Source organism: Nitrosomonas sp. Nm84 (genome assembly GCF_003201565.1).
In the GTDB taxonomy this organism is placed as follows: Bacteria; Pseudomonadota; Gammaproteobacteria; order Burkholderiales; family Nitrosomonadaceae; genus Nitrosomonas.
Genome location: NZ_QJJP01000009.1, coordinates 40,658 through 53,028, shown reverse-complemented (window position 1 = coordinate 53,028; position 12,371 = coordinate 40,658). Strand labels below are relative to the sequence as shown.

The following is a 12,371-nucleotide window of genomic DNA, read 5'->3' as shown; positions in this document are numbered from 1 at the left end:
TTCGTTCAGTAGCATTGTTCAGAGTATTACAGTTGTTAAAATTTTTGGAGGTTATATGAAAATATTTTTGTTTCTGGGGCTTATGTTAAGTTCTTATAGTTATGCTCAAAGTGGTCCTGATCATAAAGGTGGCATGCACGATGGCGATCATCACGGCGGCATGATGCATGGTGGTGGCCATCATATGCTGGATAAAGCCAGCTTAAAATTGTTTTTTGAGCCTTTGCCTGCATCGATTATTGATGAGAAAAAAAATGCAGCTTTGATTGCACTGGGAAAAAAGCTTTATTTGGATCCCCGACTTTCAGTCAACGATCGGATTGCTTGCAGTTCGTGCCATCAACTGGATAATTTTGGTGTAGATAGTCAACCGACGTCACCAGGCCATGAAGGAAAGCGTGGCGGTAGAAATTCACCGACTACGATGAATGCGGCACTGCATATTGCCCAATTCTGGGATGGACGCGCGAAAGATGTTGAAGAACAGGCGCTGGGTCCAATTTTGAATCCAGTCGAAATGGGCATGCCGAATGAAGCTGCCGTGGTCGATAAATTGAAAAAAATCGATGAATATAAGAGTATGTTTGCGGAAGCATTTAAGGATGAAAAAGATCCATTCCAATACAAAAATGTTGGTAAGGCAATCGGTGCTTTTGAGCGCACGCTGTTAACGCCTTCACGGTTTGATGATTATCTCAAAGGCGATGAAAAAGCTTTGAATGACACTGAAAAAAGAGGTTTGCAGAAATTTATCAATATGGGTTGCGCAACTTGTCACAATGGCGTGGCAATTGGCGGAAATTCATATAAAAAAATGGGCATTGTCGAGCCCTATGACACAGCTGATTTGGGAAGATTTGATGTAACCGGAATTGAAGCTGACAAGAAAGTATTCAAAGTACCAAGTCTGAGAAATATTACTAAAACAGGCCCCTATTTTCATGATGGTTCGATTGCAACACTCGATGAAGCAATTCGCGAAATGGCAGAGCATCAACTTGGTCGTAAAGTCGGCCCTGAATTTATTAACGATGTAAAAGCATTCTTGAGTACTTTAACCAGTAAAGGTAAAGAATAACTGGAATTACGAGAAAAGCTCTGGGTTTTTTATAAATCCAATCTGGAAAACGCTACTGCAATAGTAGCGTTTTTCACATGATTCTAGACAAATTATCACGTGGTGCGCGCTTTTTTCCGGTATGGCCGGCACCAACATATCGTCGCAGAATGATCGATGCAATTTTTCCTTCATGGTTGTGATTATTCTCACAATACTTTCTGGCGTATTTATTTAATAATTCTGCTTATCTATCAGATAATTTATTTCCCAAACAGAGCATTGCAGAAATATTCCGGTTATACTGATTTAGTGAGGAATGTTTTTGAAAAGAAGGGAACCTTATGAAATTATTGTTGATATTGATGGCGGGGTTAATCGTGCTTGGGGTTTCGGCGTGTTCCAGCACAAAACCGATCTTATATCCCAATTCTCATTTTCAGTCTGTGGGGAGAGAAGCTGCAGAACAGGATATTGAAGCTTGCAAGCAAATGGCAGCATCATCAGGCGCTCAGGAAGGTAGTGGAAGGGGCGGTAATGTTGCGACCAGTACAGCTATGGGTGCCGGTGTCGGTGCCGCGAGCGGTGCAGTGGGGGGAGCCATTTACGGTTCGGCCGCTCATGGCTCCATAATAGGAGCGACAAGTGGTGCTGTGGCAGGGTTACTGAGGGGGATTTTTTATTCGGCAAGGCCTGCGCAACCCAATCAAGCTTACGCAAACTTCGTATCGCGATGCTTGCAAGAGAAAGGCTACGAGATTACTGGCTGGCAGTAGTGGCAGTAGTGTGTAACAGCTGGTAAACGCCAAAGCGCTAAATGTACCTGGGAGTCTAGGTGCTGCTTGCTATCTCGGCTATGAGCAATGTTAAATAATAGTGATTTTGTTTCTTCGTCCATGCTGCTGCTCATCCATTGTTGATGGGGTCAATATATCGAAAATGGCTCGATCAAAGTATGGTTTTGTGTGATTGAACAAATTTTAGGGTGCGGGGTGCGATTCGTTTGATCAGCATTTTGTTTGTTTCCTTAATGATTTTTATACAAATTTTAGAATTGCTGGGGAAAACTGTGTGTAATCTTTAATTCTTGAGTCATGGTGACGTGATATCAATAGGTTTTATTAAAAATGTTACATGGAGGTTGATTCTAATGAATAAAGAGCTTTTCTTTGATGATGAAGATAGTGTCTATTCCGCTGATGATGAGAATTATGAGGATGATGCTCTGATGGATAGCAAGATTCCGGTGGGTCGGTTTGCGAAAATAATCGATGAATTCGAAGCAACCAAGGATGATTTCGGTGATGATGACGCAGATGATGTCGACCTTGACTCGCTAGGATTTCACTAATCTTTCAAGTGTATGGTTTTTATATCTTTACTAGAGCATCGGGAATCGCGTTAATATTAAGTTGCTTGATTCTGAGGGATTGAAAGTGACCAATGCTGATGTGGAGATTTTCGAAAAAACAATCTGTTTTGAGGGGTTTTTTCGTCTGGAACGTTATTGTTTGCGTCATCGATTATTCAGCGGTGAATGGAGTCACCCGCTGATGCGGGAGATATTCGAGCGAGGTCATGCGGCGGCAGTTTTACCGTATGATCCTATCCGCGATGAAGTAATATTGATTGAGCAATTTCGTGTCGGTGCACTTACTGCGCCAGATGGACCGTGGTTGCTGGAAATCGTAGCCGGTATGATTGACGCCGATGAAACAGCGCAAGCAGTGGTGATACGCGAAAGTTTGGAAGAAGCCGGTTGTGTCATGACTGATTTGATCCCGCTGTATGATTTTTTAGTGAGCCCCGGTGGTACCACAGAACGTATTGCTTTATTTTGTGGCCGGGTTGATGTGACACATGCGGGCGGCGTGCATGGTGTAAGTGAAGAAGGTGAGGATATCAAAGTGCATGTCATCAAATTAGATGCAGCACTCGCATTATTGCAATCAGGCAAAATCAATTCGGCCAGCGCGATTATTGCGCTGCAGTGGCTGGCTTTAAAACGGCATCACGTACAATCTCTGTGGTTACCTGAACAATAAAAGACAGCAAGTAAATATTCAGATTTAGAGTTTAAGGACTATTTACTTTTGCTTTAATAAATTATCGTTATAAATCATTTTGTTAGATTAATTTTTTCTGGAATTCTCTGAGGGGAATTACCAAACTCTCAAATTATTAGTAGAAACTGTTTCTAATCTTTAATTTAACCTTGACAACAATGTGTTCTACTGAGTACTACACAACCAATGTCGCAAGGAGGTTTGCCATGGTGATGAAAAAATGCTCTGTTGAACGTGCGAATGTTATCAGTCCTGTTGATGTCGATATTGATGATGAGAGTGTTTTAGCGGATGGTATGATTCCAGATAGTCGGATTGTTAAGCTCATTGATGAACTGGTGACCAATGATGATTTTGATGATGATGGAGATCTTGAAAATACGCTCGAGTTTCTAGGATTGCATTAACAGTCGGAGATTTTTGTTTGATCAACGATTGCAAGTAAACGGCGGGGTGTACACCTTTCACATTGATCTCGATGTGTTATTTTGTTGATATACCCTACCAATCAGAATAGATTTGCGCACACGTAATTACATTCTTGCTTTTTTTCACTGTAAAGTTGTTGATCAGCCAGACAAATTAACTCGTCGAGTGATATGTTGATATCATTGGTGTGAGCTATACCAAAGCGTGCGGTGAACGAGAGTCTCTCGCCTTGAGCGGTTGCAATCCGGATTGCTGAAATTTTTTTGCGCAGCCGGTTTGCTAGGGTCACGGCATCTGCTAATTTGGTTTTAGGTAAGAAAATCAGAAATTTTTCACCCCCAGCGTGCCAGAATATCTCCGCTGCGCGCTTCTCTTTGCAGAAACTCTAGCCAAGTGGACCAGAGCCTGATCTCCCAGGGCATGAACATAATTGTCATTGTGAGTAGTTTGAGATTGTCGATATCGATCATCATGATTGATGTATGGCTGTTATTTCGTAGGCCCAATGCCCGGATCGGTTTAACAAATTTATAAAATGACTGGCGGTTATTCAGATTGTGAAGTGATAGGATTATATTTCTGTTTAATTTATTTCGTTACTTAGAGTGATATCGACTATGAATAAGCCATTTGATTTTACCGGTTGGAGTTTCAAGCTTTCACTGTTTGCCGCCTTCATGTCAGCTTTAGCTGTGCTGAGTTATCGATTGAGTATCGTTGATTTTCAACCGGCTTTATTGGGGCTTGCGGGTGGTGCAGCTATCGGGTTGCTGGCCATTGTTTTGGGATTGATCGGGACGATGCGTGCCATCAAGGCAAAAAAGCCAAGCATTGCTTCAACGACGGCAGGATCAACATTGAGTTTTTTAGTCGTGATGCCAATACTGATGACTGTATTTGCGGGCGTGAGGGCGCCGCTCATTCATGATATTACAACGGATCTGCAACATCCTCCTGAATTTGTGGCGATAAAGGCACTTCGAACAGCGTCGGATAACTCATTGGATCGCCTCAAGCCGGAGAATCTGGTCGCTTTGCAGGAAGCCGGTTATCCTGACATTGGTCCATTATTGGTTGATCGCCCATTCGATCAGGTGTTCGAACAAGCGGCTGCATTGGTAAGAAAGCGAGGTTGGGAAGTTTCCATTATTTCTGTTGCAAATGGCAGGATTGAAGCCACTGATGCTACGCCTATTATGGGTTTTAAGGATGATGTGGTGATTCGGGTACAAACGATGGGGAACCAAACGCGCGTCGATATGCGCTCGGTCTCTCGCGTCGGAAAAGGTGATTTGGGTGTAAATGCCGAGCGCATCCGGCGGTTTATGGTTGATTTGGGAAATTTATGAAGTATGAACAAAAGGCCGTACGGTATCACTCACGAGTAATGTTATGATTGTCAGGTTTTAAATATTTACTTTTATATCGTTAATGACAATCATGATGAATCCAACGTCCGTTCAGTTGATTGCTGCCATATTATTTGCATTGGCAGTGATCCATACATTTTCAACCAAGTATTTCGAACATCTCGCGCACATTCAGCCGCGCCATGCAGGTATTTGGCATCTATTAGGCGAAGTGGAGGTGGTGTTCGGTTTATGGGCTATGATTTTGATACTGTTTATATTTGCCGTGAGTGGCAAACATGAAGCAATTACTTACCTGGAGTCGCGCGATTTTACTGAACCGATGTTCGTATTTGTGATCATGGTCATTGCCGGGACACGTCCGATCCTGGATTTTACCGCCGCGACTGTTCATCGTGTAGCAATTCTATTGCCAATCAATACTGGCATGGTGATGTATTTTTTATTGCTGGCATTCGTTCCGTTGCTGGGTTCATTTATTACGGAGCCGGCTGCAATGACGCTTGCGGCACTGATGTTGCGCGATACATTATTCAGCAAAGAGATATCCACGCGTCTGAAATACGCCACGATCGGTGTGCTGTTTGTCAATATTTCCATCGGTGGCACGTTGACACCTTATGCCGCACCGCCGGTGTTGATGGTGGCAGCAACATGGAATTGGGATATCGGATTTATGTTGGCAAATTTTGGTTGGAAAGCTGCACTGGCGGTCGCGGTGAATGCGCTGGCGGTCACGTGGTTGTTTCGTCGTGAATTGGGGCATGTCGGCCAGAAGAATGATGCCGCCGTGTCAAAAATTCCACTGCTTGTGGTATTGATTCACCTCATATTCCTGACATTGGTTGTGCTATCTGCGCATCATCCCGTAGTGTTTATGGGGATATTCTTGTTCTTTCTTGGTTTTACCGCTGCTTACCAACAATATCAGAATCCACTGATTTTACGCGAAGCGCTGCTGGTGGCATTCTTTCTGGCGGGGTTGGTGGTACTGGGCGGGCAGCAGCAATGGTGGTTGCAACCGCTATTAATGGATATGGATGATAACGCAGTCTTTTTTGGCGCCACCCTTTTAACTGCGATTACAGATAATGCGGCACTAACCTATCTGGGTTCATTGGTCGAAGGACTGAGTGAGGAATTCAAAGTGGCGCTGGTTGCAGGTGCGGTTACAGGAGGAGGTTTGACGGTCATTGCCAATGCACCTAATCCTGCGGGCATCTCTATTTTGAAGGGCAAGTTTGATGAACAATCCATTCATCCATTGGGTTTATTGATTGCGGCACTACCTCCGACACTGGTGGCGATTATCGCGTTTCGCGTGCTATAACGTATGTGAATGTGATAGTGCTGGTTATTCTGAAACAGAACTGGAGTTTTATAAATTTCCAGTTCTGTTTTCTGGCTACTTGCGGTTCTAAATTTGTTTTCGAAGAAGAGAATCAAGCATCTTTGATAGAGTTCTGAGCAATACTCTGTGGTAAAGGCAGTGACTCTGCTGGCTGTGTCGTTGGAGTTGTTTTTTCAGGCACATCATCAAACCAGCGGTATAGCATGGGCATGACAACCATGGTCATCATGGTTGCTGTCGTTAGTCCACAAATAACCACGATAGCAAGCGGTTTTTGCACTTCGGAACCAAGACCCGTGGCAACCAGGAATGGTGCCAGACCCAGCACGGTTGTGGCTGCTGTCATCATGACCGGCCTAAAGCGCTGTGCGCAGGCGCTTCTGACGGATTCTTCAATACTCATACCCTTCTCGCGTAATTCTCGAACAAAGGAAATGAGTACCACACCATTCAATATTGAAGTCCCCCATACTGCAATGAAACCTACCGATGCCGGCACGGATAGGTATTCGCCCGTGACAAAAAGTCCGACGATACCCCCCACCGATGCAAACGGTAATACCAGATAAATGAGTATAGCCATCTTGACCGAATTAAACAGCATGAACAGCAAGAAGAAAATGGCTGCCAAGGTAACGGGCACAATCAAAGAAAGGGTTGCCATAGCGCGTTCCATGTTCTCAAACTGTCCACCCCAGACGAAATAATAACCGGGAGGTAATTTGATTTCTTTTGCAGTGCGTTCTTGAAGTTCCGCCACGAACCCCCCCATGTCGCGTTCATGTACATTGGCGCCCACAACCACACGCCGCCTGGCGAATTCACGCGAAATGATGGCTGGACCATCGACGACCTGAATATCCGCTACCGCACTGAGAGGTACGAGCACACCGCCTGTTGCCACACCACCCGGTGCAACATTACTGGTCGCCGGTCTTAATAAGAGCTCCTTGATGGCTTCAACATCGTGGCGAAAGCCTTCTGGAAATCTCAAAAGCAACGTAAAGCGCCGTTCACCTTCAAAAACTTGTGTGACTGCTTTGCCACCAACTGCAGTAGCAATCAATTCGTTGACATCAGAAACATTGATGCCATGACGAGCGATCGCACGGCGATCAATATTAATGGTTAGCTCCTGCTGACCGGATAAACGTTCAATACGAATATCTCTGGCGCCGCGCGTCGACTTGACAATACGCGCTACCTGTTCGGATAATTTGCGCAATTCTTCCAGGTTATCCCCAAAAATCTTGATGGCCACTTGCGAACGTACCCCAGTTACCATTTCGTCCACGCGTTGTGCAATCGGTTGGGATATGACGATGTTGACACCCGGCAGCACCGTGAGTGCCTTACGAATATCCTCCTCAATTTCATGCTGGGTACGACCTGATCCGACCAAGTCCAAGTCCGCAATCGGATCGGATTCATTCTGTGATGCAGGATCCGCGGGTGATTCTCCTCGGCCCAGCTTGGAAACCACAGATTTCACACCAGGTATCGCGGCGATCAATTGCATTGCCTCTGTTTCCAACTTGATGGCTTCTTCCAGGGAAATAGAAGGTGCGCGAATGATAACGGGTGTTGCTGCACCTTCTTTCATGATGGGAATAAAAGACTTGCCCAGGAGTGGAAATAAGACGAAGGCAACCATGAGCAAGCTAATTGCAATGATCATCGTCTTCTTCTGATTTCCCAGTGCCAGATTTAGAATGTATAAGTAGCCCGACTTAAGAACAGCAATCACTTTCGTATCTTGCTCGCTGCCTCCTTTTAGAAGGTAGGCGCTCAGCACGGGCGATAATAATATCGATACAAATAATGCTACAAACAGTGAAATCGCAATGGTGACGGCAAGCGGACTAAATGTTTTTCCTTCCATGCCTTCCAGTGTCATTAATGGCAGGAAAACAAGCACCGTGACAATTACACCAAAAATAACCGGTGTTCCAACTTCCGCTGTTGCTTTAATAATAATATCGAATTTGGATTGGTTGGTATCGCGGGCTTCACCCAAACGTTGATAAATATTCTCGACCACAACGACTGTCGGATCCACCATCATGCCCAGTGCAATCGTCAACCCCCCTAGAGACATTAAATTAGCGGGCATGCCGTAATAGTTCATCACCATAAAAGTAATCAGTGGCGTGATGATGAGGGTGAAACATACAACGATACTGGTTCGAATATTACCCAGGAAGATGGATAGGACTACGATGACCAGAATCAACGATTCGATCAGCGTAGTTTGCACTGTCGATAGTGCGCCATCTACCAAATCCGTCCGATCATAAAACGGCACGATTTGCAGACCGTCCGGCAATATCCCGCGTTCATTGATTTCAGCGACCTTTTCCTTGATTCGACCGACAATTTCCTTGGCATTGCCGCCACGCAACATCATTACAATACCGGCAACTGATTCGGTGTAACCATTCTTGATACTGGCACCCTGGCGGACTTCACCACCAAAAGTCACTTCAGCGACATCACGCACATAAACCGGGACACCATTCATTTCCCTGAGCACAATGTTGCGAATATCTTCCAATGAGGCAATTAAGCCTACGCCACGGACCAGGTACTGCTCATACTGCAACGCCAGTATATTACCGCTGGCGTTGGCATTATTACTGGCCAATGCACGATCAACTTCCGCCAGTGTTAGATCGTAATGCCGCAACTTATTCGGGTCGACGTAGACTTGATATTCTTTGACGTGCCCACCAATGGAATTGATTTCCGCCACACCCCGAATCGAGCGCAGCATGGGACGCACCACCCAATCCTGCACTGTGCGTCGCTCCATGAGTTCTTCAACTGACAGGGCACGTTTGCCATCATCTGGATGCTCGATTGTATATTGATAAACTTCACCCAAGCCTGTTGAAACCGGTCCAAGCACTGGTGTGATGCCAGGTATCAATCGGGGGGTCACATCAATGATGCGTTCCATCACCAGTTGGCGAGCAAAGAACACATCGGTTTTGTCAGTAAAAACCAATGTAATGAGCGACAATCCGCTTTTATTCATCGAACGCATTTCTACCAATCCCGGCAGGCCAGTCATGGCAATTTCAACCGGTACGGTAACCAGTCGCTCCATTTCTTCCGGGCTGCGGCCAATGGCAACCGTGGCCACTTGTACTTGAATATTGGTCACATCGGGAAACGCATCCACAGAAAGATTTTTTGCGGCAAATCCTCCTGCGATGCATAACGCCAGCCCGATTACCAAGACCAGCAGGCGTTGATTAATCATTGCACGAACTATCGCGGTCATGATGGGCTACTCCAGTTCAGCAAGCTTACGCTCGCTATCTAAATGAAAAGCACCTTCCATCACGATCTGCTGATCAATCTTAAGTCCACTCAGTACGGGACGAAAGCCAGCTACTTCGGGACCCAATTCAACAGGCACTCGCTGGAAACGATCAGGGCTGATTACTATGAAGAGATAGTCCTTGTTTAATTCACGCACCACAGCGCTTTCCGGAACGACCATCACTTTATGCTGCGGGTCGGTAATATGCATATTAGCCAGCATGTCAGGTTTAAGCTTGCGATCCGGATTCTCCACCATGACCCGGGTCATCACGGTACGAGTTAAGCGATTGACTGTGTCTGAGACAAATATGATTATGCCATCAAGACTAACATCCCCCATCGCTGGTATATTAATTTCCACGTGCTGTCCAAGTCGGACATCGCGGGCAATTTGCTCGGGTACATCCCCTACTACCCAGACATGAGAGAGATCCACGACTTGAAAGAGTGGATCAGCAGGTTGCACAACCTGCCCCACGATTACGTTACGTGCGATAACGTATCCCTCGCGGGTTGCTCTGATGTCAAGCCACGGTAGAATTTTTCCTCTTTTAGAGAGCTCCACCAATTCAGCATTGCTCATTCCAAGCAACCTTAATTGGTCTGCTGCTGCACTTAACTCAGCTTGGGCAATTTCCAATTCGGACTGTCGCCGTTCCACCTCTGCAACCGGTATGGCATCAGCAGTCAACAAGTGCCGTGCACGTTCGGATGCCTTCTGGGTTACCACAACACGGGATGATGCGCGTAAATAGGCGAGTTGTGCTTGCGTTAAATCTGGACTGGTAATGCGAGCCAACGGAGCTCCTACTTTAACGTAATCACCCAATATGACAAACATATTCATGATGCGTCCCGTTACGTAAGAACCGATTTGTGCGGTTCTTTCTTCATCCACTTGAACTCGGCTGGGTACTTGTATTTTATCAGCAAGGTCAACCAGAGATGGTCGTCCAATTTTCAACCGATCCACTAGATCTGGTCGAATTGTAATGCTGTTAAAGTCTCTTTCGTTTTCAGATGCTTGTGGCGCAGCTTCTTTTTGAGGACTATCAGTGGGTTCGCTCTTATCACATCCGCCCAGCAATAATGTAAGAAAAGCGAAGCTTACGAAAGGCAATTTAATATTCATTCTGCAATTAACTCCTTGGGATAATGTGCGCGCAGGCGGTCGATTTCGGCAGCAGCCGATTGCAGATCAAAACGTGCTAGCAAGGAATCGCCCAGGATTCCTCGAAGTATACGTTGCGTGTCCAGGAACTCGATCAAACCCCGCTCACCAAACTTGTAAGCGGCTTCAGCAACTTTTACCGCATTTTCCGCTTCTTTGATCAGGCCGCCTTCGAACATGTCTACCCGGCGTTGTGCAATCTGCAACATCTGCCATGCTGCTTCAAACAGTTGAGCGATTTCGTAGCGGCGATATTCGAGTGACTCTTTTATTCGTGCAGAATCATAGATAGCCGTGTCAATTTCACCACGACGACGGTAAAAAATTGGAACCCTGACGCTCATGCCAGCCGTATTGGATGAAAATTGTTGATCCTGGTAATGGGTGTATAACACATTCAGTGATGGCAAAACGGAAGCGCGCTCTTGGCTGATCCGTTTATTGGCACGCTCTTGCTCGGCCTCCAAGCGAACGACATCCGGATTGATGGTAGGTACTTGCTGGCGCAATTCTTCCAAGGATGGAAAGTTAGCTGGATCTTTTAGCGAGGCGATAATTTGAAAATTTGCTGGTAATGTTCCTGCCGTGAGTTGCATCAAAAAAACTTTGGCTCGCTCCGCAGTTAGTATGGCAGCTTCCTTGCGGTTGGCTGCGCTTTGCATTTCAGTATCTGCGCGGATGAGTTCAAAACGTGCTAATTCACCTTTTTCAACATTGGCCGCAATGCGTCGGCGCACATTGCTCAGCAAATCGTAAATTCCTTGTTCCATGGCCGCTTGTTCCTGCCGCAGCAATAACTCATAAGCGCGAACCCGGAGTTGCGCCGCCAAATCGGCACTTACCTGATCAAGACTGGCACGGCTGGCATTAACGATGGCTTCCGATGCACCGATACGCGCACTCCGCATAAAAGGATTTTCAATCGGTTGAATGACTGTCACCGAGTGCTGGTCGTTTGCTGGTCCTGTAAGCTGTACCGGAAGCCGCCTATCCATCGGGCCTATCATGAACATGACTTCAGGGTTGAGATATGCCGAAGCGGCAACCACTCCCCCCTTAGCCATACCGACTTGCGAACGTGCGGCGAGAACGAGACCATTTGCCTGTAAGCCCAATCGTTGCAATTCTTCAATCGTAAATGGTACTGTTGGTCCCAATGATTCCGCTGATGGCGAAGGTGGTCGGGGCTGCGGCAACTCGTTCATTCTAAGTGGTGCTGTGGCTGGTGCTAATTCACGCGCAGGTGGTGATGAGAGTGCCGGAGGTTGTAGTCCATCCGCTCCGATTGGAAGCGGGACTGTGGGTTGTGCTAATACGGTAACTGATAGGAATAATAAGCTAAACAATAAATATCGAGAATAGAGAATCTGCATAGAGCCTTTTAAGTTATTTCAGAGATGTGTTGTTTTCACAAATTGTTCACAAGTTTTTCACATGAAATTGATCGCTAATAATAAACGAATTTTAAGATTCAGTAATATTAATAACACGAGTAATCAGGTTTTAATTGTGGCTTTTGGTAATATCAGTATTATTCAAGCTACCATTGAGGAGCAGTTTGAGAATGTAATGGAGGCATCCTGAATGATTGCTGAAC

The 12,371-nt window shown here is 45.7% G+C and carries 11 protein-coding genes; 7 read left to right on the top strand and 4 right to left on the bottom strand.

The features are described from left to right. Positions 1–55 precede the first annotated feature (55 nt). The 5 genes from C8R34_RS06390 to C8R34_RS06370 all read left to right on the top strand — a co-directional run bounded on the left by C8R34_RS06390 (position 56) and on the right by C8R34_RS06370 (position 3,530). A complete protein-coding gene (locus C8R34_RS06390) occupies positions 56–1,078 on the top strand; it encodes a cytochrome-c peroxidase (RefSeq protein WP_110338959.1) in 1,023 nt (340 codons plus the stop codon). 323 nt (positions 1,079–1,401) lie between these two features. Then, positions 1,402–1,833, top strand: a complete 432-nt coding sequence (locus tag C8R34_RS06385; protein WP_110338957.1) for a glycine zipper family protein — start codon at positions 1,402–1,404, stop codon at positions 1,831–1,833. Positions 1,834–2,207: 374 nt separating this feature from the next. Continuing rightward, entirely contained in the window at positions 2,208–2,408 is a 201-nt protein-coding gene (locus C8R34_RS06380; protein WP_110338955.1) for a hypothetical protein, read from the top strand. An 85-nt stretch (positions 2,409–2,493) separates the two neighbouring features. Then, positions 2,494–3,102, top strand: coding sequence for an NUDIX domain-containing protein (locus C8R34_RS06375; RefSeq protein ID WP_258364392.1), 609 nt, complete (start codon positions 2,494–2,496; stop codon positions 3,100–3,102). A gap of 227 nt (positions 3,103–3,329) precedes the next feature. Beyond that, positions 3,330–3,530 (top strand): hypothetical protein, encoded by a 201-nt coding sequence (locus C8R34_RS06370; protein ID WP_110338951.1) that lies wholly within the window; start codon positions 3,330–3,332, stop codon positions 3,528–3,530. Positions 3,531–3,631: 101 nt separating this feature from the next. On the opposite strand, the gene C8R34_RS16925 is transcribed toward C8R34_RS06370, so the two are convergent. Next, positions 3,632–3,874, bottom strand: a complete 243-nt coding sequence (locus C8R34_RS16925) for a diguanylate cyclase (protein WP_258364397.1) — start codon at positions 3,872–3,874, stop codon at positions 3,632–3,634. A gap of 295 nt (positions 3,875–4,169) precedes the next feature. Between C8R34_RS16925 and C8R34_RS06360 the strand changes: the two genes are divergently transcribed. Further along, complete coding sequence (locus C8R34_RS06360; RefSeq protein ID WP_110338949.1) at positions 4,170–4,901, top strand: DUF1499 domain-containing protein; 732 nt, start codon at positions 4,170–4,172, stop codon at positions 4,899–4,901. A 94-nt stretch (positions 4,902–4,995) separates the two neighbouring features. Beyond that, the gene (locus tag C8R34_RS06355) at positions 4,996–6,252 is read left to right on the top strand and encodes a putative Na+/H+ antiporter (RefSeq protein ID WP_165872539.1); all 1,257 of its coding nucleotides are present in this window, start codon (positions 4,996–4,998) and stop codon (positions 6,250–6,252) included. A 112-nt stretch (positions 6,253–6,364) separates the two neighbouring features. Here the strand turns inward: C8R34_RS06355 and C8R34_RS06350 are convergent, their stop codons facing one another. From C8R34_RS06350 to C8R34_RS06340, 3 genes are read right to left on the bottom strand one after another with little or no spacing between them, the layout of a single operon-like run. Then, complete coding sequence (locus C8R34_RS06350) at positions 6,365–9,562, bottom strand: efflux RND transporter permease subunit (protein ID WP_110338947.1); 3,198 nt, start codon at positions 9,560–9,562, stop codon at positions 6,365–6,367. Between the two features lie 3 nt (positions 9,563–9,565). Next, the gene (locus C8R34_RS06345; RefSeq protein ID WP_110338945.1) at positions 9,566–10,735 is read right to left on the bottom strand and encodes an efflux RND transporter periplasmic adaptor subunit; all 1,170 of its coding nucleotides are present in this window, start codon (positions 10,733–10,735) and stop codon (positions 9,566–9,568) included. Continuing rightward, positions 10,732–12,120, bottom strand: a complete 1,389-nt coding sequence (locus tag C8R34_RS06340; RefSeq protein ID WP_309146176.1) for a TolC family protein — start codon at positions 12,118–12,120, stop codon at positions 10,732–10,734. Before C8R34_RS06340 ends, C8R34_RS06345 begins: the two co-directional genes overlap by 4 nt. Between the last annotated feature and the right edge of the window lie 251 nt (positions 12,121–12,371).